The following is a 24483-nucleotide window of genomic DNA, read 5'->3' as shown; positions in this document are numbered from 1 at the left end:
ACTAATATTCTAACACAGGGGATGTCAGGAGAAACAGGACGTTCCTATTACCAAAAGGAACATTTACCGACGACTCAAAACTAATTTGCCTTTAATACCCTGCCTGCAATGCTCTGCTCTTTTTCAATAACAGGGTAAAATTCTCCGGTGGCAATGTCCGCGGTATAGCCGTAAACAGGAAGGGACAACGGAATCAGCGGATGCCGTTTAATCATCTTTACACTATTCAATACAGCTCCTTTTGCACTTGAATGCCCGGTGAGCCACTTCAGTAAATCATCCCTCACAGCATCAATATAGTTGATGGTTTGGATTGTTCTTTCCCGTACTCCTGCATTTCTAAGTTTCATAAGCAGCTCTTCTTGATTGATTTCATACTCTACGCTGCACTCTTCCCCGACAACATATACCTCTTCTATCTCTTCTTTAGTAACAGCTAAAATAAGGCTTCTCATAGAGCATCCATATGGTTGGGAAATTTCTGCACCAAAGCTGCTCATAATCAGTATCTCTTCCGGATGTTTTCCTGTAATCAAAGGAAACATTTCATAAAGATTTTCATTCAATCCTGTAACAACTAACGCTTTTCTATTCATATTAGAGTCCTCCTATAGCAGCCTTTGGGCTATCTCATAATAATATGGAATTCCGATAATCAAGTTGAAAGGAAACGTTACGCCTAAAGCCAAGCCAAGATAGATCGATGGGTTTGCTTCCGGGACCGATGTCTTCAAGGCTGCAGGGGCTGCTATATAAGAAGCGCTCCCGGCCAACACGCCCATTAACGTCACTCCGCCCAGGCCCAGACCTGCGAGCACTCCGGCAATGACTCCGATAGTACCGAATAACAAGGGGGACAGCAGCCCGAAAAGCAGCAGTTTAATTCCGTGCTTCCTTATTTCCGGCAGCCTTTGCCCAGCAACAATTCCCATATTTAATAAAAACAGAATCAAGACACTGCCATATAAGTCCATGAACAACGGTTTAATCATTGGCAGTGAACGCTCCCCCACCACTAAGCCGATTACCATACTCCCCATTAAGAGCAGAATGCTTTTTCCAAAAAGGCTCTCCCTGAGTACTTCCTTATCAATCAAAGTGGTGGATGGAGGCAGAAAACCCACTCGCTGAGAAGGATATGCGTTAAGCCCTTTGCTGTTTTCGATCATTTTTAACAGCAGCAATGAAACCAAGATCGCCGGACTTTCCATTAAGACCACCAGGGCGTTCATGAACCCTTCATAAGGAGTTCCGCTCTTATCGAGGAAGGAAACGGCTGCACCATACGTTACAATGCTGATGGATCCATAAGTGGCAGCCAATCCGATCGAATTATTCAGATCCAGTTTAATTCCCCTTAAGATCAACAGTGTAATGATCGGTATGATGGCCCCTAGAATCAAAGCAGCCGCCATTGGTGCTTTAATCATAGAAAATGAATAATGTGAAAGCTCGATCCCTCCCTTCAAGCCAATGGCAATCAACAGATAAATGCTCAATCCCTCGCTCAGCCCGCTGGGAAATTTGAGATCGGATTTTACCACGGCAGCCAGAATCCCCATCAGAAAGAACAGGACAGCTGGCGATAAAATATTTTCCAGTATGATATCAAACATAGAAATCCCCCTATATTAAAAAAACCGGCAACAGCAGAATACAGCGGTCTTCCGCTGATTCTGTTATCGCCGGTTTATCTTTGACTGGCTTACTCCTTTCAAAGATCTCCCTTATTTATTTTCTTCTCTAAATCGTTTACCAATTTAAAAACCATAATCCGTTCGCCAGTCCGTGAACTGATGTCGGTGTAAAAACTTTTCACTTCTTCGCCCGTAAGGTTTAAGATGATCTCCTTCAGCCCTTCTACTCCGGATTCAACAAGCTCAGAGCGGTTCTGTTTAATGGTCAGCATCCCTTCCCGGGTTTCACAGACAATATATTCTGCAGGTGTCAACACACCATTCAAACTGACGATGATCATATTCCTGAGAATATCGGATTTTACAGACACTGATCCCCGCCCAAGGTAATCTTTTTCCCATTGAGTGATGGCCTTGCTGATCTCCGACTCGATTGCCCCCTTGGTATTTTTCATTTAAACTCCCCCTTAATAAAGCTCTTTTCTTTATCTTTTTCAAAGGCTCTTTTCTTAAACTTTGTTGTTATTTAATTGACATCATTCACACTAAATATCTTAGTAAGCAAGGAAGAAACGAGCCGCTTTCCTTTCCCTGTTCGGAGAGAAGAAACCTTGTAACCAGGGATTTTTCCGGAAGCAACAATCTATATGAAAATATCCTTTTCAAAAAGAATTCGGTTATAAATTCTAGAAAAGAGCTGCTTTCCCTGTTCGGAGAAAATCCGTCTCTTAAAATTTTCCGAAACAAAAATCTATACGAAAACAAAAAACGGTATACTCCCCTGACTGCTAAAAGCGGTGGGGAATATACCGATTTATTCGTAATCATTGACTGATTCAAGTTCAAAAGAGTATCTTTTCATCCAGTCAATTCAACATTGACAGCATGCTAAAACGCCCTTTTATCATAAACAGTCATAAGAAAAATCTCTCGGTTATTTAATCACTCTAAAAATTACCACAAGAATCAATTCCTTGTCAATAGGTAAAATCATCTGTGAGGCAGGACTTAATCAGGATATTACGTTCCACAAAATGTTTGATAAGGTCCGTGCGATTCCGGCGGCAGTTTTGCATACTCTGCCTGTTCCGGTGAGTGAGCATAAGGATCGGACAAGGCTTCAAGCAGCCTTTCCATCACGCTGAGGTCACCGTTTTCAACAGCGGCTTCCAATGCTTCTTCCACCCGGTGATTCCGCGGGATGATGGCAGGATTGTTTTTTCTCATCAGCTCTTGCGCTTCTTCAAATGACTCCTCCTGCCTTCCCAGTCTTTCTTTCCAAATGGCATACCAACGGTCGAATTCCGGCTTATCATGTAGCACAGTCTCTTCCGGTTTATCGAACGTTAAGGCAGCAAACGTATTCGTATAGTCGGCCTTATGCTCATGCATCTTGCCCAGCAAAATATCAATGAGCTCCTTATCCTGCTTCTCTTCATTGAAAAGACCCAGTTTCTTTCTCATACCCGACAGCCATTTTGAATGAATCAATTTTGGAAACTCGGATATTGCCTCCTGCGCCAATTTCAAACCCTCTTCCTGGTCTTCATGAAGAAGCGGCAGCAGGGATTCTGCAAAACGGGCAAGATTCCAACCTGTGATTGGCGGCTGGTTTCCATATTTATATCTGCCTTCCCTGTCTATCGAACTGAACACCGTTGCCGGGTCAAATGTATTCATGAATGCGCATGGTCCATAATCAATCGTTTCACCACTGATTGTAACATTATCCGTATTCATGACTCCATGGATGAATCCAACCATCTGCCATCTAGTGACTAATTCCGCCTGGCGCTCCATTACCTTTTTCAACAGTGCCAGATAAGGATTTTCATCACCCTTGAGTTCAGGATAATGACGGTCTACCGTATAGTCCGCCAATGCTTTCAATTCCTCTTCATCGCTAAAATTAGCTGCAAACTGAAATGTGCCGACCCGGATATGACTCGCGGCAACCCTTGTCAAAATTGCCCCTGGCAGCATCTCTTCGCGCACTATATCTGTCCCCGTTGTCACAACAGCAAGACTGCGTGTGGTCGGAATCCCGAGTGCATGCATCGCTTCACTGATGATATATTCACGCAGCATCGGTCCCAATGCGGCACGGCCGTCTCCACCCCGCGAATAAGGTGTACGTCCTGCTCCCTTCAATTGGATATCAAACCGCTTCCCTTCAGGAGTGATCTGCTCCCCAAGGAGGACTGCCCGACCGTCCCCCAACATGTTAAAGTGACCAAATTGATGCCCGGCATAGGCCTGTGCCAAGGGCTCGGAACCATGGGGCAGTTCATTCCCCGCAAACACAGCCGGCTGGCTTCTTAAAACTTCAGCATCCAGTCCCAACTCTTCCGCCACCGCGCTATTAAATGCGACCAATTCCGGTGACTCAACAGGAGTTGGCTTCTGGCTTGTATAAAAATCATCCGGCAGCTTGGCATAGCTGTTATCCAGATTCCATCCTGCCTGATCTTGTTTATGTGAGTTTGTCATACGATCTTCCTTTACCATTTTGACTTTGGTTTCATCTTAACACAGTTGCCGTTATTTTCTGCTCATGCTGATTTTATTATACTTTGGGGACTTTAATGCTTCACCGCACTAAGAGGGACAGTCCCTCTTAGTGCGGTGACGCGTTAACGAGTTAAACTTCAATTATTTGGAAACAAAATAACAAACAGATATGGATTTCCCTTTATTTCTCGCGGGTATAGGTTACCAAACCCAATAAAGGAGGAATGAACTTGGAACACTTAAAAGCATTAGCGATTAAGTTTGTCATGCTTGCCGTTGTGTTAGGCGTTATTCTTACTGGGATTTTCGGCGTGGAAGTTGCGGATATGCTTACCGTCAGTATTGTACTGACCTTAGGAGCTTATATTTTAGGGGATTTAATGGTGTTCAAACGCCTGAAAGGTGATCAACAAAAACGGAACACCGTCGCTACCCTTTCAGATGCAGGGCTTGCTTTTGTTCTGTTATGGTTTATGGGCACTTCCATGTTTCCTGAACATAATGTGATCCTTGCCTCCCTCATTTCAGCTATCGTACTGGCAGCAGGCGAATGGTTCTTTCATAAGTATCTTGATAACGAAATCTTCAATGACGGTCGTTCTTATCACACTGACCCGATTCACCATTAAATGAAAAGTTCCCGCACCATGATAAATAAGGGAAGAAATTTCCCTTATTGAAGAAATTTCGAGGAAAATAGGTCAGATAGGGGAAAAATTTTCTGCTATTAACTAAAAGAACATGAAAATAGGCTTACTGAGCATACTTAGCGGAAAATCTTTCCCTTATTTATCTCTCCCCAGCTAAATTCTCCGGTTTAACGGAAAAATTTTCTCTTATTTTAAGTATCCTTCCTCTTCCCTTGGTGACTTTCTCCATTATTGAATTTATTGCGAATCCATAGTAAAAAGCAGTTCGTTGCTGAACTGCTTTTTCTAGTTTTACACTCCAACACTGAACTGCTTATGATCCAAGGGGAGCGTGTTTTTGACTATTATTGAATATGTCCGTTATTCTCTCTGATGATCTCCTTAGCCTTGGAATATCCCTCTTCTTCTACCTGGAACTCAACTACATGAGGGTTGTGGTGATCTTCATCGAATGAATTGCTTCCGCTGAATGTATCTCTGATCAAATCCCACAGATTCCTGTTGCTTTCCGGGACCCTTTCGACCATCACATCTCTTGCATTCAATGTTTGCAGGCTTGCTTTGGCATCTTCCGCTTCATTTTCATTTCTAAAATAAGCTTGTACTCTTTGCATTATCGTGTTCTCTCCTTTCATACTGAACGCTTTCTATCCATTTACCTTTTTTAACGGCAGTTGAAACGGTTTTCAGCCTGGGCATTCCTAATAAGGCTCTCAAGCCAGCCTGCCGTTATGTTCTTTCACGATGGAGTGTGCTCTATGATGATTCTCTTCAGAAACTTGGAAACTAAGCTTATGCGAACCGTCATGCTTCTCCCCGCTGAAAAGGTCACCGGCAATCTCACTTATGTTCCTTCCTCCCGGCACATTCTCCAGCAGGCCGTCTTCAACACTGATGGATTTCAACTTATTTTTCGCACTTTCTGCTTCGGCTTCACTTTGAAAATATGCTTCGACTTTTCGCAATGTGGCTTCACTCCTTTTTTATTTTCATTACCTATCCCGCACCATTTGAAACCAACCCTGAAGGACTAATGGAGGTTTAACTATAGAAGGTTGAATCCGCCAACTCAATCTCCGCACCCATTTTCCACTTCAATGTAAAGTTCTTTACCTTTCATCCCTCCCACTATATACTGGAAAGTGAAACTACATAGTACGTTAACCACAAGGGGAGCTTTTTGCTGAGATTGAACTAGATTGTTCTGACCCTTTGAACCTGTTAGTTAATGCTAGCGCAGGGATGTGGACGGACAGACGGGATGGGTCTGTCTGACTTCATTTACTCCCTTTTGGTTGTCGTATTACAACTTGATCAGAGGGGGATTTTTTTATGTCAAAAATGAAATTAATTCCGATGGTTGAGGCATCCATTTTTGCCGCATTAGCCGTCATACTGGACCTGCTTCCTTCCATCAAGCTGTCACCTGCCATCTCGATTTCATTTGCAATGGTGCCGATCTTTATCGTCGCGTTCAGATGGGGATTGAGAGTCGGTTTGGTGTCCGGATTCCTTTGGGGGCTTTTACAAGTACTCCTCGGGGATGTCTGGTTCCTGACTCCGCTCCAATTTTTCATTGAGTACTTTGTCGCTTTTACTTTTGTCGGGTTTGCTGGCCTGCTGTATCGCCCTATCCAACAAAGCTTGAAAAACAGGGACCGGAAAAGGCTGCTTTTGTGGGTGCTCAGCGGTATCATCATCGGAAGCATCGCCCGGTACTTCTGGCATTTCGTTGCCGGATTCATCTTCTGGGGTCAAGACGCGCCTGAAGGACAATCCGCTGTGATGTACTCGTTAATCGCGAATGGAACGACAGTGATTGGAGCGATCATCTTCTGCTCCATTGTCCTGATTTTATTAGCCGGCAGTCTGCCACGCCTGTTGAAAACGGACTATACAGCGCTAGATGTAGATCGAAAAGCATCCTAGACAAGCGGTTCATCTTCCTGATTGAGGAAGGTGAACCGTTTTTTCATGGAAGCGATGGTTTCTCCCCCGTCAAAACCCAGCGCCTTTTTTATAGACATTCACCCAAAGCTTCGCATAGGATATTGAAACTGCTATACAAGGAGGAGATTTAAAGATGAATTCATCATTTCACCATTACCGGCCTATACATGGCGGAGGAGGGCACGCAAGCTGGGGACATGGCGGCGGGCATGCCACCTGGCATCATGGTGGTGGAGGTTATTATCCGGCATGGGGGTATAAACCTGGATTTGGAGCAGGCGCCCTGACTGGATTGGCATTAGGGGCTGCCGCTTCGCCGAGTCCCTATCCAGTACCAGTCCCTGCTCCATACCCATATCCTTATCCCTATCAAAGCCCCTACCAAACTCCTTACTATCCCCAAGGCTATTAACAAACGGCGGTTCACCTGTTTCGGATTATCTGAACAGGTGAACCGTCTTTTCATTTTTCATGAACGACCTCCATTCACTGAATTTGCCAAATAATACAACGATACAACTCCCTATTGTAAGCTCTTGTAAATTTATGTAGAATTTTGTAGATAGGACTTTTTTAATGTCTTGAAAAGGGAGCTGTAACAACTTAAATGAACGGTAAAATCAAACTTATTATTATTCTCTCAGTTACACTTCTCCTGTGTCTGACTTCTATTAATATATTACTTTCTTATTTCACAGCCAAAAAAGCTGCTGAAATCTCTGTTGCGAATAACGCACTTGAAATTGCCATATCCATTGCCGAATCCATGGACGTGGCAGCATATGAACGCTTCCTCGAGAACCCAGAAAGAAACGAGGACTACTGGAAAATACGCGAAAAGCTTTATTCAGCAAAACAAAATACAGCAGCCTTATATGTATATACCTTAGCCTTCGAAGATCCTAAGTCCCCTCCAAAGGTGATGATAGCGGGGTTTCCCCGTGATAATAACCCTTACTATGAAATCGGGATGGACTGCATGGTACCGCTGAATCAAATACAGAGAGCTTTTAATGGAGAGTCCTATTTTACCGGTAAAATTGATGACCCTCATTACGGTGAATATATTTCAGCAGGCACCCCCATCATAAACAATCAGGGAGAGACAATCGGGTTCCTTAGTATTGATATTTCCACATCCAGGCTGGACCGGATTGGGGACACGGTTATCAAAAACAGTATTCCCGGATTCATTCTGAGCGGTCTTTTAGTCATTGCGCTGCTGACGACTTTTGTACTTATCCAGAAATGGTATAACCATGAGCTGAAAAAACAAATCGGAGATACAGAAGAAACCTATCATACCGAAATACAGTCATTGATAACGTCTGTACGGTCTGTGCGCCATGATTTCGCCAATCATATCCAAGTTTTGAATGGGCTTTTGAAACTCGGTAAACATCAAGATGCATTGGATTATTCCAACTCAATGCGGGAAGAAGCACAGCTACTCTATCAAATCCCGATTCGGTCCAATAATCCGGCGCTATCGGTTCTGTTTCAAACCAAAACACTTGCCGCTCAAAGCCAGAATATCGATATTCATTTTCACCACTCAGACTCATCGTTTGAAAAAGTGCTCCCGACCGACTTAATCAAGCTGCTGTCGAACCTGGTCGATAATGCGATTGATGCTGCGAGCGAACTGCCTAAGGAAACACGAAAAATTGAAGTATGGTGTGAGGAAAATAGCGCAGGATACCGATTCACAGTTTCCAACTCAGGGCCTGTCATCCCGCCGGAAGTAAAAGAAAAAATCTTCACCCCTGGATTTTCAACTAAAACAAAGAATCATTCTAACAATAGGGTCAGAGGACAGGGCTTGTATATTGTCAAACAAATTGTCGAGAAGTATAACGGGCGGATATCACTGGAATCAAATGAGGAACGGACTACTTTTGAAATTAGGATTCCTTCATAAACAACTAATTTCTAGACATTGTTGTTTTTTCACATCTACTTTATTTTACCCTCGTATACCCTAAAAAAATGCCTGATTACAGCCATAACTGCTGAAATCAGGCATTTCATTTTTATGAAACTGTTCTTTCATCCTTGGAATAATTGTTGTTTCTTGTATTATATTGCCACGCCATATCCTTATCCATCATGCGCTTGGCTGCATAAATGAGTAAAAACTGAATAACGATGACCGGCAGTCCCATCAGCCCGGAGACAACGCCAAGCGGCGGAAGACCTCCGATCCTCATCAATAACAAAGCCATACCCGTAATGACGGCAGCTATCACGATACGTAACATTTTCGTTGGTTCAAACCGGCTCATATCTCTCGTACTTGTATAAGCGGCTACCGTATATGTCGTTGAATCCAGTGTGGTTGTCAAGAATATGAGTGCCACTACAATAAAGACCATAATAGCAAATTCGCCAAATGGCAGTGTGGATAATATCTGCGGTATGGCGGCCATTCGTTCTTCTTCTTGAATGAAGCTCAAAATGTCCAGGTCTCCGGTTAAATACCGGTGAACCCCCAAACCGCCGAGTACACCAGTGGCCACCCATGATAATAATGTAGGGGCCAACAGGTAAGTCAGGATCATTTCTTTAATCGTCCTGCCTTTTGAAATCTTGGCAGCAAATACACTATGGAGCATTGCCCACGTGGCACTGTAAGCAAACCAGAATACGGTGTTGCTCTGGATGTGGGAAGCTTCCCCAAGATGCACCGAATCTGTGTTTAATGAAAAATTGAGATAGTTTGATAATAAGAAAGAGAAACTATCAGAAAAATAATTTAATATGAAGACACCGGGACCGGCTACTATAATAAACAATCCAAAAAGTCCTGCCAGATACATATTCATTGTACTCAACCGTTTTATCCCTTTGTCGATCCCCATGTAGGCACTGAACGAGAATAGAATAACCCAAACAATTGTAACAATTATGGTCAATCCGAATGTTACTTCAATGTTGAAAAGTGCCGATAAGTTATGCGTAATAATAGGTGCACCGAGCCCTAATGTTACGGCTGCTCCCGTCAAAATACTCAGTAAAAACAGGATATCAAGCGATTTACCGCCCCAGCCATCCGTGAACTTGTTGCCAAAAAGGATACGGCAAGCTTCTGAGATACGCATCAGCGGGCGCTTTTTCACATGAAGAACATACCCCATTGCCGGAGCAATCATCACGAATATAGCAAACACCTGGAAACCCCACAAGAACATACTATAGGCATTTCCCCAGAGAAGCGCTTCGGCTGAACCTGGTTCCACACCTGCGGGCGGATCGTTTGCGACTGAAGTCCATTGCAGCATGCCCGTCCGCATAATCGTCGATCCGACACCCATCGCAATAAGGATGGAAGCATATTCGAACATGGTAAAGTGAGGTTTTTCATTTGGATCCCCCAATACCACCTGTCCATATTTAGAAAAAGAAAAGTAGATTGCGGCTGCTACAAGGAGTACCCCATACCAAAGATATCCCCAGCCAAACACAGATACAATCGAATCAAAAATAGAATTAAGCATTTCCAGTGACTCGTTCTCATACAGAGCCAGCGGAATACCAATCCCTATAAGAATTAAAAGTGCGGGTATAAAAATCTTGTAATCAATCAAACTCTTACTACTCATAAATCCTCCTGCAACTATATAAAATTTAGCTTACTTCATATACCCTTGTCGGAGAATTTAAAACATTTCATTTTTTATTCGTGGAACGTGGCGTGTGCTTTAGTATTTTAAACCACTAAAAGGGACAGTCCCTTTTAGTGGTTTAAAGTAGTAAAGTATTATGATAGGGTCGATTGTAATTTAAGGCGAAATCGACAACCTCAAAAGCGCTTTTGGACGGGGGAGATTCAACCAAAACTCAATTCGACCACCCCATAACCTCTCTTTGACGGGGTCGATTCAACCAAAATCCAATTCGACACCCTCATAACCTCTCTTTGACGGGGCCGATTCCTCCCAAAACCAAATTCGACAACCCCATAACCTCTCTTTGACGGGGCCGATTCCTCCAAAACTCAATTCGACAACCTCATAACCTCTCTTTGACGGGGCCGATTCAACCAAAATCCAATTCGACACCCTCATAACCTCTCTTTAACGGGGCCGATTCAACCAAAATCCAATTCGACACCCTTATACCCTCACTTTGACGGGGGCGATTCAACCAAAACTCAATTCAACACCCTTATACCCTCTCTTTGACGGGGTCGATTCCTCCTAAAACCAAATTCGACAACCCCATAACCTCTCTTTAACGGGGCCGATTCCTCCCAAAACCAAATTCGACCACCCCATAACCTCTCTTTGACGGGGCCGATTCAAACAAAATCCAATTCGACAACCTCATACCCTCTCTTTGACGGGGCCGATTCAATCAAAAATCAATTCGACACCCTCATAACCTCTCTTTGACGGGGCCGATTCAACCAAAATCCAATTCGACACCCTCATACCATCTCTTTGACGGGGCCGATTCAAACAAAACTCAATTCGACACCCTCATACACTCTCTTTGACGGGGCCGATTCCTCCCAAAATCCAATTCGACACCCTCATACCATCTCTTTGACGGGGCCGATTCCTCCAAAACTCAATTCGACAACCTCATCCCCTCTCTTTGACGGGGTCGATTCAACCAAAACTCAATTCAACACCCTCATAACCTCTCACTAACGGGGTCCATCCTTCCCAAATGTGAAATTGGCAACACCATACCCTCCCTCCAAAATAGAAAAAAGGACACAAAGAGCAAAATAGCTCTGTTGCATCCTTTTTATTCCGAGTCACTTCCGGCTTCCAGCCAGGTCTGTGACCACTTTTCTATATCTCTTATAAGGGGCTCTAATGCCATTCCTTTATCTGTCAGTGAATATTCAATCCGAACTGGAGTTTCCGGGTACACTTCCCGCTTCACGATCCCCTCATTCTCCAATTCTTTTAACCTCTCTGAAAGCACACGGTTGCTGACACCAATGTCAGAACTGATGGCACTGAAACGCTGTGGTCCGGACAGCAGCTGGTAAACGATGATGCCCGTCCACCTTTGGCTCAGTATGCCCATGGCCTTTTCAAATCTTGGACAAATTGATGTATCCATCGAGATCAACTCCTTGCCTTCTATTATACCCAAATCCACTTTGAAACTAAATTACTTTTACTCAAAAAGATACTTGACGTAATCAAGTTACAAAAAATATAATTAGTTACATAAAGTAACCAAATAACAAAACGTGAAATACAGGAGGGATTCACATGTTTCATCAAGCACCAATGACATTTGTCGGGAATGTAAATCTTAAAGTAGAAAACTTAGAACGTTCACTGCTTTTTTATAAAGAACTCGTCGGATTCAAAGTACTTGAACAGACAGAAAGAACCGCCAGCCTGACTGCCGATGGAAAAACGGCTCTGCTGAATCTCGAGCAGCCTGAAGACATCCTTCCGAAAACCGGCAGAACGACAGGGTTATACCACTTTGCCCTTCTTCTGCCAGAACGCGATGATTTGGCCAATATCGTACAACATTTTTCCGATATCGGTTTACGAATCGGTTCGTCAGATCACCTTGTTAGCGAAGCACTGTATTTCTCGGACCCCGACGGTAACGGCATAGAAATTTACACTGATCGCCCAGCTTCCGACTGGAACTGGACGAACAATGAAGTGAACATGGCAGTCGATCCCCTGGATTTCAACGATCTCCTTTCTATTAAAAGGGATCATCCATGGAATGGGCTACCGGTGCAAACCGTCATAGGGCATATTCATCTTCATGTATCAGAACTGGCAAAAACGGAAGAGTTTTATACAAAGGGACTTGGATTTGATGTGGTCTCCCGATACGGCAGTCAGGCGCTGTTCATTTCTACCGGCAACTATCATCATCATATCGGATTAAATACTTGGAATGGTACAGGTGCTCCTCCCCCTGCGGCCAATAGTGCAGGACTGGAATTCTACACGTTGATGCTGCCAAACAAGGAAAAACGCAAGGAGATTGTTGAACGGCTAAAAAGCATCGGTGCAGCTGTAACAGAAGGCTTCATGACAGAAGATCCATCCGGCAACCGAATCCTTTTGGAAGTCTTATAAGAGGTGCTAAGTCCAACGGGAATATTCAAAGCAAACGGAGATGGAATTAACAATGACAAATGAAAAAATTCATCGTGAGCTACGGTCCAACAGGAGGCGCGTGCAGCTGAACACCTTTGGGGAATCCTCGGTGAATTAAAGGTCGCAGATGTCCGAACGCCTCCAACACTTTCCTTGTTCAGAGATTTCGAAAACGGAACAGCATTCAAGCCTCAGGAGCTGCGTCTTATTCCAATGCTTGATGAAGTAGAAGCTTGGAGCAAAGCTCTAAAAACGATCCGCTGCTTACAAGAGCAACGGATTGTTTTTTTCCTCCTTGAAATAGTAAAGGAGGCATCCTCTACCTAAAAAACTCCTTCCCCTCCCAACTAAATCAATCTTGAAGAATCTGGACAAACAGATCATACATATATTTCAAAATAGAAACCTGGAAAGGGGGAACTAAATGGCAAACCCAATAGTGGCAAGGTCGTTGGATGAAATTCAATTCTGGTCGAGGATCATGAAAGAGCATGCGTTATTTTTGAGTCTCGGATTTACGTATGAACAGCAGCAGCTGATCAATGAAGCTAAGCAGTTTATTACTCTTTTTGAAAGAATCGAAGAAAAACTGGCAAGGTTTACGCCGAATTCAGATTTACATCAGGTGCAGGCATTTAATAGTGAGGTTTATCAAGCAGCCGCTGCAATTTGGCACTTTAAGAGAAAAGTACTCGGACTGACACTCCGCTGCGAGATCCGGTCAAACAACTTCCCTTTATTGTTAGACCATATTAGCAGGGAGGCTGCCTACTTTGCCAATCGCCTGCAAGAACTGAATGAAGGAAAGCTGGCCCCGAAACCGGAAGCCATTATCGAGGAGAATGTTTTCTTCTTAAAAATCATGGCCGATCATGCAAAATTCATTGGACATCTTTTAGATCCATCGGAAAGAAAACTGGTAGATCAGGCTAAGGAATTCAGCCATGACTTTGACCAGCTGGTTTTTCAGGCAGTTGATTTGGAATCCATGAAGCCTCAATCAGAAACAAAGCCTATATTGAATCAATTTTTGAATCAAAATAAAGTGTCGGTCGCTTCCTTACGGGATTTCAAGAAAACCGCAAGAGAATTAATTGAGGAATGCCGTATCAAGAGTAACATTCATCCCCTTTTGGCGGACCATACGTTTAGAGAAGCGGAGAGATTCCTAGAAATCATCGACATGTTTGATGCTCACCTGCAGTACACCTGATTCTCACAACGGGAAAAAGGGGAAAAACTCCATCCCCTTTTTACTGTTCCTTATAAAAGACCCTCAATCCACACTCGCCAAAAACTCACCAATCACCCTTACATACTCTTCCGGCTCTTCCACATATGGCATGTGCGCACTTTGTACAAACACATGGAACTTACCATTTGGCGTCAAAGATCTGAAGTATTCGGTCGATTTCGGCGTTGCTTCATCGTAGCGTCCGCACGTATACAGTGTCGGAATGGTGAAATCCTTCAATTGTTCGGTGCAATCAAAGCTTTTGAGATTGCCCGTGACATGAAACTCGGATGGTCCCCACATGATATTGTAAACTTCCGGTCCTCTGAACTCTCTTCCTTTTTTCAAAAATTCCGGATAAGGATCCAGCCTGCAAACAAAGTGCTTATTGAATACCTCGGTAGCTTTTTTATATTCGTCAGAATCAGTTGTCCCGTTTTCTTCATTTCTTCTCAAGGTTTCCTGCACGTCTGCCGGCAGCAACTTACGGTTCTCCTCTTGATCTTCCGCCCATAGTGGAGCGCTCAAGCATGGACTTGAAAAAATGATACTCTTGATCCCTTCAGGCTTGGCCAGGTAATAGGCAGCCGCTAAGGTCGTACCCCAGGAATGGCCAAGAATATGGAACTCTTTCATGTCCAATCCATCCTTCACCTGTTCCAATTCTTCTACAAAACGGTCAATGTTCCATAGCGATTGATCCGTCGGACGGTCAGATTTCCCGCAGCCTAACTGATCATAGAAGATCACCGGACGGTCTTCTGCCAGGATGCGCAGCCCCTGCATGGAATAATGCGATGATCCCGGACCACCGTGCAAAATGATGACTGGAGTATTCGTGGATTCTCTATTATGTATTTGGTACCAGACCTTTCCCCCGGTTACGTCTATGAAACCTTCTTGTGCAGCCATATCTATTTCCTCCCTATGAATAATGTATCTCTACTAGAATTCTATCACAGCAGCGCAGATTCCTTTTAACGTGACAAATGGAAAAATGCCCCTTATAATAAAAGTGTAACAATATTTACCAAACAGAAAGTAGGTTGATAGTATAATGAAAACCCCACCTTGCCTCTGCGGATGCGGAAATTCTGCCACTGCCTGCAAGTCACCTCCCCTCAGCGTGAAAGTCTTGTCACGACCCATCAACAGCCCCGAAGAAAGAGCCCAAATCATTGAAAATGTCGAAATTGGATCCACCTTTAACATGCGTATGCGCGGGCATCTATTATTCTATGGAAAAGACCTGACAGGCTATGCCAAATCCACCACTGTTACCCCCAACACGACCAACTTCCTCCATCTTCTGTCCAACTTTTTATATGCCAAAAGTGATAATGGTCATCTGGAGTCATGGGACGATTGCTGTCATGCCTTTTGGGATGAATTCATTACAACGTACTGCCCCCATACTCTAAAACTCTCACATAAGGAAAAGGAAGCTGAACGATTTCTATTTCAGTTAATTAAATTCGGTAACTGGATGGACACCCATAGGAAAACCTCCCTTCTCGCCAGCATCCACCCTTGTATCCAGACCCACAAACCCGATGTCATCCTCTGTGAAAAAATACTCAACCATCTCTTAAAAAATCAGTTCCCTAACCTTTTACACAAAAACTGGGATTGCGTTAAAGCCCTGGAAAAAATGAAAGCTGCCTATTCCCGCTACACAGCTGTCGTTGAGGGATTATTTGAAGTCACTGGTATTATTGAACAAGTGGTCGTGATAAAACATGTAGAAACAAATCAGTCCTATACCGTAAAAGGGCTGACTTGCAATCTAGTGAAACCTCATCTCCTCATCAATGGTGAAATCGGCAGACACTACAGGGAAACAAAATGGAACTGGTTCTTTACTTTAGGTGTGTATCCTAAACAGTCTAAAAAATATCTGCCCCCTCATACGGAAACAGCAGAAGCCGGCCTCTACCCCAATTTGTCTTTACGACGTTGAACACCCCCAAAAAAAGAAACCCGTTTTAGAGCTTCTTTTTATCGCGTATGAAGATTATATCGTCCACTGCCCGCTTACCAATGCAACTGCCTTCCATTCACCTTCACTATCTTCCTGGAGGACAATATATAAACTGGACCAGTCCATGTTGGAGTTTTCTTCTGTACCGTCTTTATAAAACTCCACCACCTGGGAATCCGGGAAATATTCCTTGATATTCATCGTCACATTGCCGCGCTGCTCAATATCATCCACTATCACTTTATCGAACTCGGCAAAATCCTGATAACGTTGAAAATACTCTTTTGGCGTGGCCTCGATCGGCTTCCCGCTGCCAGCTTCGTAGCCCCATGTATAGGTTTCGTTCAATTCATACACCCCCGCCACTTCCTGTTTTTTCAATACCACATCTTCTTTTGTAAGGTTGACGTAAGGCGAGATGAGGAGGCCTTTTTTTGAGTGTACAAAGCCTGCCACGGTATCCATGTCTTTTTTCAAAAGGGCATGGAGCATATTATCAGCCTTTTCTTTTATTTGCTGAGAGCTGACTTGGTCTAATTTTTCACTCGAAACCTCACTTACAATCCATTGATTGGATTGGTATTTCAGCTCAAACGTATACTCCCTGTCACCTCGGAGCTCACTGTTTTTCCTTTGAACGACGTGATAGGTGGTCTCGTTCTTCTTATTAAATTCATAATCAACTTCCGGATTCAGCCATACCGGCGGCTCCGTTGCGATAATCTTAAGCTGCCCGCTGTCCTCTCTGAAAAACTCATCGACATAAGTTTGTGCCAGCTCATCAGACATAATCGTTTTAAAATGGGATAATAGCTCTTCCTCTGTCTCATAGGCCTCGACCGTTCCATCTTCATTGGTCTCCACCATAAATGTAGTTTCATATTGTTGGAGGATATCTGCCGCTTCTTCTTTGGTAAGGCTCATGTCTTCTGGGGAATCTTCTGACTGTTGACCATCCTCTTCTGTGTCGGTCCCGTTATCATCTGTCTGCTGTTCATCTTGTTCAGCCTGATTATCGCTTTGCTGGGTTTCACCCGGATTTTCCTCTTGATTATTCGTCCCGGCTTCTTCACTGGAGCATCCTGCTGCAAGAACCGCTGCCAGGAAGCAAAATAATATCGCTTTCCCGGTTGAAGTGAGCTTCATCATATACCATTCTCCTTTCTCTGGTTTACTAACCCTTTTCACGACTGATCAACTCCATAAACTTTGTTCTTATAATCATACTATTCACACTGCCCTCAATAAGAATCGCACAAAAAATGGATGCGCTTTTATTAGTACTAGTTGATTCAATAAACTTACTTTCCCCTTCATATTCTTCTGTATTATCTTCCAGCTTCCTTTAATTACTAATAACTTCTACTGCAAAAATGGAATAATCCTAGTTAGTCTCCTAACTCACCGGGTAAAGGTTGATAAGTGGGACTTTAGAGCCAAGGGATACCTATGGCTCTATTCTTATTATTACGATTGGAGGGATTAATATGGAGACTACTAAGAAGGAAGTCAAAAAGGCCGGATTTCCAGTGCTTTTTATAATTGTCGGAATCATACTATCCAGTCTGTTCATTTTCTCCTTTGCGCAAATAGCAGAAGGATTGCTTGAGAGTGAAGTGAAAGCCTTTGATTCAGCAATCATTGATTACTTAACCACTCTTGAAAGTGACAGGCTGGATCAAATTATGATATTAATCACAGAGCTTGGTTCTGTTTGGTTTGTCACTACTCTGTCGATTATTACCGTCCTCCTTTTATGGTTTAGATTCAAAGATAAATGGGGCGTTCTCTTTTTCATTTTATCCATTGGGGTTGGCGGATTGCTTACCACACTCTTGAAGCATTACTACCAGCGGGGACGACCTTCAATCAACCCTGAAATTGATGCGGTCGGTTTCAGCTTCCCAAGCGGCCACTCAATGGGATCCGTCATTTTCTATGGATTCATCATTTATTTAATTATAAGGAGCGGTCTATCTGCAGCAGCTAAATGGAGCCTCTCCATTCTGGGAGTGATTCTTTTTCTATTGATTGGACTCAGCAGGATTTATTTAGGTGCTCATTTTCCTACAGATGTATTGGCAGGACAAATGGCCGGCGCAGTCTGGTTGACCCTCTGCCTTATCGCCTTAGAGTGGATCGAGTGGCGGAGTAAAAATTCCGTTCGGCCGATGGAAGCAACCCGTCAGTTTTTCAAGGAAATTTTATAAAACATATTGTACTTCAGCATAGAATTCCTTTAAAGGAGTGTATTACTTTTGAAAACTTTTTGGAAAAGGACAGGAATCGTTATAGGGCTGGCTCTTATCCTCCTTTTAGGCTGGGGATTTGTTGAGCCTTATATCATCGATGTTGAAAGAGAAAAAGCAGAGATCCCCAACCTCCCTCAAGATTGGGAAGGGGAGGAAATCGCCGTTATCGGGGATTTCCAAGTCGGGATGTGGATGGACAACGACTCTGTCATCCCTCGTGTTGTTGATAAAATAATAGAAGAAGAACCTAAAGCGGTGCTGCTCCTGGGTGATTATGTCTATCATCCAGCCGATGACCGCAGGCTGCAAATGGGCATAATAGCCGATGCGCTGGGAGAGCTCAGCGATGCTGAAATTCCTGTGTTTGCGACCCTGGGAAATCATGATTACGCTATGGCCAAGCCGGATGACAAGATTAATAAGGAAGAAGCAAACCGTGTAGCCGGCATCCTGTCCAGTGAGGGTTTTACTGTCCTTCAAAATGAGGCAGTGCCCCTTACTTTAGAAGAGGATGAGATCACTCTTACTAAAGAAAATGAAAACACTTTATATCTCGGTGCGCTGGGAGCAACGTGGCCGGGTAATGTCGATGTACCAGAAACATTACAAGACATCCCGGAAGAAGCCCCCCGACTTTTTATGATGCATAATCCTGACGCTTTTAGTGAACTTCCGGTAAATACTGCACCCGTGGCTGTTGCCGGTCACACTCATGGTGGGCAATTCCGGATTCCTTTTACAGCAGATTGGTCGTATAAAGAACTATTATCTAATAAAGAATCCCATGCAGATGGATGGATCAATGAATTTTACGGAAGCGAAGGAAACAGCCTATACGTAAACCGCGGAATCGGTTTGAGCCTTTTCCCTATGAGGCTTAATTGCCCTCCGGAAATTACAATTCTGGAGTTGACTTCACCGTCATAGGACATTTTTTATCAGATAGTTGAAGAGTTCCGCACACCAATGGGCGGCAGACAGGTATGTGCTTGATATCGAGGTGGATCAAGCTAGCGGATTCGGTTTTGAAAAATAAGTTTGAAAAGCAGCAAATGCTTGGAGCAATATCTCCAAGCATTTTTGCATGTCTTTCTTTATTCGATAATCCAATAACTTTTAATGTCTTCCCATTCTATTTTTGCGCAGTGTATTTTCTGATGGCCGGCAAAATTTCCGTCCCGATAATTTCGATATTTTTCATCAGTTTTTTAAATGGCATGCCTCCGAAATCAATTTGCGCAATGTACCGCTGATGATTGAACATTTCATGTTGATAAAGTATTTTTTCAATGATTTCTTGTGGGCTTCCAATGTTCATGATGTTATGCGGATCTACGCCTTGATCAAAATGCTGTTTCGGAAATCCGCCGCCATTCGTCTTTTTCATTCCTTCATTGATATGCGGATATAGATCGTTTAACGCCTGCTGTGATGTTTCCGCAGCATAGAAAAATCCGGCCGTGGCAACAGGCAGTTGTGCAGGATCAAATCCTTTACTGCGCGCTGCTTCGCGGTAGGCATCAACGGTCCGTTTGAAGACGGATGCCGGTCCACCCAGATGAGCCATGAACATTGGAGCCCCTGCATATCCTGCTTTGATTGCGCTCGCAGGTGTACCGCCAACCGCACGCCAGATCGGCATCGAACCGCCTTGCGGACGCGGAAGGACTTTCGCATTTTTTAACGGTGCGCGGAAGTCGCCGCTCCAGTTCACCACTTCTTCCTTGTTGATTTTCATGAGGAGGTCGAATTTTTCCTCATACAGTTCTTCATAATTTCTCAAGTCGTATCCCAGCAATTCAAACAGGCCCACCCTCGAGGCCCGTCCTGCAACGATTTCAGCCCGCCCATTTGATATCAGATCGATCGTCGCAAAATCCTCGTATACCCGAACCGGGTCCGATGTACTGATGATGGTGGATGAGCTTCCGATTTTGATATTTTTCGTCGCTTGTGCAATAGCTGACAGAACAACGGAATGCGCCTGTGTAGCAAAATAATCCTGATGACTTTCACCGACACTGAAGAAATCAAGACCCGCCTGATCCGCTAGTTTTGCATATTCAATAATTTCATGAAGCCGCTGTTGTGCAGGAATTCTTTCACCCGTATTAGGATCTGGGAGATGGTCGCCCAATGTGTAAATCCCGAACTCCAATCCTTTGCTTTGATCGATACGATACTTTTCCACCATTGCTCCCTCCTTCTTTTCATTATTCCTTGCATTTTTCAGCCTAACATCGATATTCATTAGGCTCTACAGCTTTTTGAGGACATGGTCTCTTTTTGTTTAAGCATTGTTCATATAGTCTAAGCCGCTCTTTGGCGACATGCTCTGTTTGAATTAGGCCTTTTCATGTCCTCAACCTAAGCCTATGGAGACATACTCTCTCTGATTTTGCCCTCTTCATGGAGTTAATGCTGCTCTTTGAACGATAAGTCACCTTTGTCCTATTTAGTTATGGCTGTTTTCGTATAGATTGTTGCTTTCGGAAAAATCCCTAGTGCCGGATTTTTCCCCTGGTTACTAGGTTTTTCTCTCTGAACAGGGAGAGTAGCTCTTTTCTTCCTTGCTTACCAGGATATTCGTGTGATTGATGTCTATATTTTTTCGAAATTCATATTAAATAGCAACAAAGTTTAAGAAAAGAGCCTTAGTTATTTAGTCAACCCGGACTGAAACCGTCCTTCGACACCCCGATATCAATTTCGCTGCCTTGGAGTTCCTCCCGCAGCATCTTCAGCACCACTTTATAGGCGGTTGGGTTGTACCATTTTTCCAGACCGAGCTGACGATAGATTTCTTTGACTCCAAGTTTGCTCGTCCTTCTTCCACCGGTTCCGTCGCCCATCCAAAAATCATCAATGGTAATCCGCTTGGCTATTTGCTTCAGTTTACTCGGAAACTCCCTTGAGCAAGGAAGCAGCGGGGCAATCGTCGCCTGCGTCATGATGCCGGCTTCCGTGATCTCTTTCAAGGCGGCCATTCTTGCGGGAATTGGCGGAGCAGCCGGCGAGAACGCCTTCCGTACCTCTTCTTTATCGGTTTCAATCGTCATGGATATCCGGATTTTATCTCCGAATTGTTTAAAAAGATCAATGTCCCGCTTCACCAAGGGAGACCTCGTTTGTAAATGTATGAAATCCGGCTGGGTTTCCAGCATTAGCTCCAACAGACTCCTCGTTAACCGTGTTTCATGTTCGATAGGCTGATAAGGGTCCGTTGAAGAAGACATGAACAGCGTCACCGGGCCTTTTTTCTTCGCTTTGATGAGGTCCTTTCTGAGTATCTCAACAGCATTGGTTTTGATGTCCACCCAAGTTCCCCATTCCTGTTCGCGAAAAAGAGAGATCGGCATCTGCCTGACATAACAATACTTGCAGCCAAACACGCAGCCCGCATAGGGGTTCAACGAATGAGTGAAGTTATCGATCGCTCCTTTGCCTGGCGTTAAAATCGTCTTGGAAACAATGTCCTTCAGTTCTGGTTTCACCTTATCACCCGCTTTCTTTCTCTCTATCTATTATAAAACACTTTAACACACTACCGCACTAAGAGGGACTGTCCCTCTTAGTGCGGTAGTGTGTTAAAGTGCAATATTCAAAATAGAAGGGACAAGGTCATTGTCCCTTCTATTTATGCCGGTTTCTTAATTGTAACGATTTTTCCTTCTTTCTCCCACTGTTTAAACTCACTTGCTGCAGTGAAGAGGACATCCGTCGAAGAGTTCAAGGCCGTCTCAAAAGAATCCTGTAAAACTCCGATGATAAAGCCGACACCTACAACCTGCATTGCGATATCAGCGGGAATTCCGAATAAGCTGCAAGCCAACGGAATCAGCAGTAACGAGCCACCGGCCACCCCTGAAGCTCCGCACGCCGATACGGCTGCCACTACGCTGAGGATAATTGCGGTCGGAATGTCCACTGTGATGCCAAGCGTATGAACGGCCGCGAGTGTCAAGACTGTTATCGTCACAGCTGCGCCGGTCATATTGATGGTTGCACCCAGCGGAATGGAAACTGAATAACTATCCTTATTCAACCCAAGATCTTCACACACTCTCATATTAACTGGAATATTTGCAGCAGAACTGCGTGTAAAGAAAGCTGTAATGCCGCTTTCCCTCAAACTCTTAAACACAAGCGGATAAGGATTCCGCTTCATCAGAACAAATACAATAGCCGGGTTGACTACCAGCGCCACCAGCACCATACAGCCGATCAAGACGGCAAGCAGTTTCCCATAGCTTAAGAGTCCCTCGAGGCCATTGGAAGTAACGGATTCAATAACCAGTCCCATAATTCCTAATGGAGCAAATTTTATGACCCATGTAACAATCTTCGAAACAGCTTCCGAAAGATTAGTAATCATTCCTTTTGTGGAATCTGCCGCATTTTTCAATGCCACACCAAGCAAGACTGCCCAGGCCAAAATCCCGATATAGTTGGCATTCGCAACGGCATTGAATGGGTTATCGACAACATTCAGCAACAAGGCTTTGAGTACTTCTGCAACCCCGCCGGGCGCTGTCATTTCTTCAGCTCCTTCTGTAAGAGTAAGGCTTACAGGGAAAATAAAGCTGACTATTACAGCGACCAACCCTGCTAAAAAAGTCCCTGACAGATATAAGAGAATAATAGATTTCATATTCGTTTGGCTTCCCCGCTTATGCTGAACGATCGCCGACATAACCAAGAACAGGACCAATACAGGAGCAATGGCTTTCAACGCACCAACAAATAACGAACCTAAAATGGCTAAATGTTTTGCAGCTTCCGGAACCGTTACAGCGAGGAGGATACCGATGACCAACCCTATAATGATTTGTTTAACCAGGCTTAACTGCGCCCACTTTTCAACTATGCTTTTCATGTACAATTCCTCCTGCTGGATTAAGATATTCTATTTATTTCTGACATCCGCCTAAGATGAAGCTCATTATATAACCCGCCTTCTCATCCACTCCACGAAAACAAATGTCTTTCTGGTAAAGACCATTATATACACTTAAATTTTTATTTCAATGAATTTCACCTATAAAAATAAACACGGAATTTTCAGAAATAACTAACCGATACTTCACCACACTAAAGCACTAAGAGGGACAGTCCCTCTTAGTGCTTTAGTGTATTAAAGTTTTTTAAGAATAAAAAAGGACAAGGTGCATTTCCACCTTATCCACTCAATATCATTCTTCAATATACGGCTGCTCTCTCAAATGGCCTGTGTGTTCAACCAGATAAATGTAGAAGGTATCATAATCCACCCACCGCAACGGAATCGTCAGTTGGAGCTCATCTCTCTTGTTGTAAACCTTGATCCTCTTCTTATCGTAAAGGACTTTTTTAATCTCATGAAACGGGATACTTTCCTTCTGTTTTCCCCTCTCCTTAACAAGCTCGCGACCAACGATGGCTACACGTCTGCGCTTTTTCCTCCACAATTCAAAGAGTGTCAACAGACCGCCAATAATCGTAAATGCCACCGAAATATAGATTTCTTCATCAATGCCATTATAGAATACTCTACTCCAATGGCCGATAAGCAGCGCATAGAAGAACCATAAGCCTTTTGAAAGACGGGGTGAACTTTCGAAATGAACCGCCTGCTCACTTTCCTGAAGATCTTCTTCCCGTTTTTTCAAGAAAAGCTCTTTATGTTCTTCAATCGTTCGTACATCCAAGGGCTCAAAATCTGTAAAAGTCCCTTCCCACATCTCCGCGCTGTCATCTTCCTCCTCGAGGACATATCCGCCGACCCACGCTGTCAGGACCTCTTCACCATGCAGATAACTCATGAAATAGTAACGAAGCGGCTGTCCATACGAATTGACAGTGTCCACTCGATCAACCACTTTTATGTCCTCAGGGAAGATATGCATCGGCTCCCCTTCTTCATCACTTAACATTACAAGATAGGAAAATAAGTGTGACTTTGCGAGAACAGGCTGTTTCTCTTTTACCGGAAATAGATGTTCTTTATTCTTCTCCGCCAAGCCCCAGTATAAGCTTCCGGCACTTTCCACATTAGTTGAATGCTTTTCCAGAATGTCACTACTGACTTCTATATTTTTATCAATGCAGATCACAGCAGCCGTCGTACTGATTTTCGGATCATTGAATAATACAGCCTCTTTCAGATATGCCTCTGTCTTTTCCGAAAAATAAAA

The 24483-nt window shown here is 43.7% G+C and carries 23 protein-coding genes, 1 pseudogene and 1 riboswitch; of the genes and pseudogenes, 10 read left to right on the top strand and 14 right to left on the bottom strand.

Annotated elements, in window-relative coordinates:
- Window positions 1-80: 80 nt before the first annotated feature.
- From BSG1_RS12320 to BSG1_RS12305, 4 genes are all read right to left on the bottom strand, one after another.
- Complete coding sequence (locus tag BSG1_RS12320; RefSeq protein WP_006837381.1) at window positions 81-596, bottom strand: hypothetical protein; 516 nt, start codon at window positions 594-596, stop codon at window positions 81-83.
- Window positions 597-608: 12 nt separating this feature from the next.
- Entirely contained in the window at window positions 609-1616 is a 1008-nt protein-coding gene (locus BSG1_RS12315; protein WP_006837380.1) for a sodium-dependent bicarbonate transport family permease, read from the bottom strand.
- Window positions 1617-1714: 98 nt separating this feature from the next.
- On the bottom strand, window positions 1715-2092 hold the full coding sequence (locus BSG1_RS12310; RefSeq protein ID WP_006837379.1) for a DUF2294 domain-containing protein: 378 nt from the start codon (window positions 2090-2092) through the stop codon (window positions 1715-1717).
- 565 nt (window positions 2093-2657) lie between these two features.
- Window positions 2658-4127 carry a protein adenylyltransferase SelO gene (locus BSG1_RS12305; protein ID WP_044022837.1) on the bottom strand — a complete coding sequence of 490 codons (1470 nt, stop codon included), beginning with the start codon at window positions 4125-4127 and terminating at the stop codon, window positions 2658-2660.
- A gap of 245 nt (window positions 4128-4372) precedes the next feature.
- Here BSG1_RS12305 and BSG1_RS12300 point away from each other — a divergent pair, with 245 nt between their 5' ends.
- A complete protein-coding gene (locus BSG1_RS12300; RefSeq protein WP_006837376.1) occupies window positions 4373-4777 on the top strand; it encodes a DUF2512 family protein in 405 nt (134 codons plus the stop codon).
- A gap of 365 nt (window positions 4778-5142) precedes the next feature.
- Here the strand turns inward: BSG1_RS12300 and BSG1_RS12295 are convergent, their stop codons facing one another.
- On the bottom strand, window positions 5143-5412 hold the full coding sequence (locus tag BSG1_RS12295; protein WP_044022835.1) for a hypothetical protein: 270 nt from the start codon (window positions 5410-5412) through the stop codon (window positions 5143-5145).
- Between the two features lie 99 nt (window positions 5413-5511).
- Window positions 5512-5763 carry a hypothetical protein gene (locus BSG1_RS12290; protein ID WP_006837374.1) on the bottom strand — a complete coding sequence of 84 codons (252 nt, stop codon included), beginning with the start codon at window positions 5761-5763 and terminating at the stop codon, window positions 5512-5514.
- A 194-nt stretch (window positions 5764-5957) separates the two neighbouring features.
- Window positions 5958-6058, top strand: a riboswitch (TPP riboswitch).
- A 72-nt stretch (window positions 6059-6130) separates the two neighbouring features.
- Between BSG1_RS12290 and thiT the strand changes: the two genes are divergently transcribed.
- From thiT to BSG1_RS12275, 3 genes are all read left to right on the top strand, one after another.
- Complete coding sequence (gene thiT / locus BSG1_RS12285; protein ID WP_006837373.1) at window positions 6131-6727, top strand: energy-coupled thiamine transporter ThiT; 597 nt, start codon at window positions 6131-6133, stop codon at window positions 6725-6727.
- Between the two features lie 154 nt (window positions 6728-6881).
- Complete coding sequence (locus BSG1_RS12280) at window positions 6882-7160, top strand: hypothetical protein (protein WP_044022834.1); 279 nt, start codon at window positions 6882-6884, stop codon at window positions 7158-7160.
- Between the two features lie 195 nt (window positions 7161-7355).
- Window positions 7356-8669 carry a sensor histidine kinase gene (locus tag BSG1_RS12275; RefSeq protein WP_006837370.1) on the top strand — a complete coding sequence of 438 codons (1314 nt, stop codon included), beginning with the start codon at window positions 7356-7358 and terminating at the stop codon, window positions 8667-8669.
- A 112-nt stretch (window positions 8670-8781) separates the two neighbouring features.
- Here the strand turns inward: BSG1_RS12275 and BSG1_RS12270 are convergent, their stop codons facing one another.
- A complete protein-coding gene (locus tag BSG1_RS12270) occupies window positions 8782-10350 on the bottom strand; it encodes a BCCT family transporter (RefSeq protein ID WP_044022833.1) in 1569 nt (522 codons plus the stop codon).
- Window positions 10351-11503: 1153 nt separating this feature from the next.
- A complete protein-coding gene (locus tag BSG1_RS12260; RefSeq protein ID WP_044022831.1) occupies window positions 11504-11827 on the bottom strand; it encodes a winged helix-turn-helix transcriptional regulator in 324 nt (107 codons plus the stop codon).
- 155 nt (window positions 11828-11982) lie between these two features.
- Between BSG1_RS12260 and BSG1_RS12255 the strand changes: the two genes are divergently transcribed.
- The 3 genes and pseudogenes from BSG1_RS12255 to BSG1_RS12250 all read left to right on the top strand — a co-directional run bounded on the left by BSG1_RS12255 (window position 11983) and on the right by BSG1_RS12250 (window position 14056).
- Window positions 11983-12822, top strand: coding sequence for a VOC family protein (locus BSG1_RS12255; RefSeq protein WP_006837366.1), 840 nt, complete (start codon window positions 11983-11985; stop codon window positions 12820-12822).
- 71 nt (window positions 12823-12893) lie between these two features.
- Window positions 12894-13170 (top strand): annotated as a pseudogene (locus tag BSG1_RS21375) (hypothetical protein); the annotation flags it as partial.
- A 97-nt stretch (window positions 13171-13267) separates the two neighbouring features.
- On the top strand, window positions 13268-14056 hold the full coding sequence (locus BSG1_RS12250; RefSeq protein ID WP_006837364.1) for a DUF2935 domain-containing protein: 789 nt from the start codon (window positions 13268-13270) through the stop codon (window positions 14054-14056).
- Window positions 14057-14119: 63 nt separating this feature from the next.
- Here the strand turns inward: BSG1_RS12250 and BSG1_RS12245 are convergent, their stop codons facing one another.
- Entirely contained in the window at window positions 14120-14989 is an 870-nt protein-coding gene (locus BSG1_RS12245) for a proline iminopeptidase-family hydrolase (protein ID WP_006837363.1), read from the bottom strand.
- A 223-nt stretch (window positions 14990-15212) separates the two neighbouring features.
- Between BSG1_RS12245 and BSG1_RS12240 the strand changes: the two genes are divergently transcribed.
- Window positions 15213-16037 (top strand): hypothetical protein, encoded by an 825-nt coding sequence (locus BSG1_RS12240; protein WP_156791480.1) that lies wholly within the window; start codon window positions 15213-15215, stop codon window positions 16035-16037.
- Between the two features lie 54 nt (window positions 16038-16091).
- Here BSG1_RS12240 and BSG1_RS12235 read toward each other — a convergent pair whose 3' ends face one another.
- The gene (locus tag BSG1_RS12235; RefSeq protein ID WP_006837360.1) at window positions 16092-17207 is read right to left on the bottom strand and encodes a hypothetical protein; all 1116 of its coding nucleotides are present in this window, start codon (window positions 17205-17207) and stop codon (window positions 16092-16094) included.
- A 338-nt stretch (window positions 17208-17545) separates the two neighbouring features.
- Between BSG1_RS12235 and BSG1_RS12230 the strand changes: the two genes are divergently transcribed.
- Both BSG1_RS12230 and BSG1_RS12225 read left to right on the top strand, forming a co-directional pair.
- A complete protein-coding gene (locus tag BSG1_RS12230; RefSeq protein ID WP_006837359.1) occupies window positions 17546-18268 on the top strand; it encodes a phosphatase PAP2 family protein in 723 nt (240 codons plus the stop codon).
- A gap of 48 nt (window positions 18269-18316) precedes the next feature.
- The gene (locus tag BSG1_RS12225) at window positions 18317-19237 is read left to right on the top strand and encodes a metallophosphoesterase (RefSeq protein ID WP_006837358.1); all 921 of its coding nucleotides are present in this window, start codon (window positions 18317-18319) and stop codon (window positions 19235-19237) included.
- Window positions 19238-19442: 205 nt separating this feature from the next.
- Here BSG1_RS12225 and BSG1_RS12220 read toward each other — a convergent pair whose 3' ends face one another.
- From BSG1_RS12220 to BSG1_RS21115, 4 genes are all read right to left on the bottom strand, one after another.
- The gene (locus tag BSG1_RS12220; protein WP_006837357.1) at window positions 19443-20501 is read right to left on the bottom strand and encodes an LLM class flavin-dependent oxidoreductase; all 1059 of its coding nucleotides are present in this window, start codon (window positions 20499-20501) and stop codon (window positions 19443-19445) included.
- 475 nt (window positions 20502-20976) lie between these two features.
- Window positions 20977-21804, bottom strand: a complete 828-nt coding sequence (locus tag BSG1_RS12215) for an SPL family radical SAM protein (RefSeq protein WP_006837356.1) — start codon at window positions 21802-21804, stop codon at window positions 20977-20979.
- 143 nt (window positions 21805-21947) lie between these two features.
- Complete coding sequence (sstT, locus tag BSG1_RS12210; RefSeq protein WP_006837355.1) at window positions 21948-23186, bottom strand: serine/threonine transporter SstT; 1239 nt, start codon at window positions 23184-23186, stop codon at window positions 21948-21950.
- A gap of 316 nt (window positions 23187-23502) precedes the next feature.
- A partial coding sequence (locus BSG1_RS21115) for a hypothetical protein (protein ID WP_006837354.1) occupies window positions 23503-24483 on the bottom strand: 981 nt, incomplete at its 5' end.

Origin of the sequence: Bacillus sp. SG-1, assembly GCF_000181495.1 — a bacterium.
In the GTDB taxonomy this organism is placed as follows: Bacteria; Bacillota; Bacilli; order Bacillales; family Bacillaceae_B; genus Rossellomorea.
This window is presented reverse-complemented; position numbering and strand designations above follow the sequence as displayed.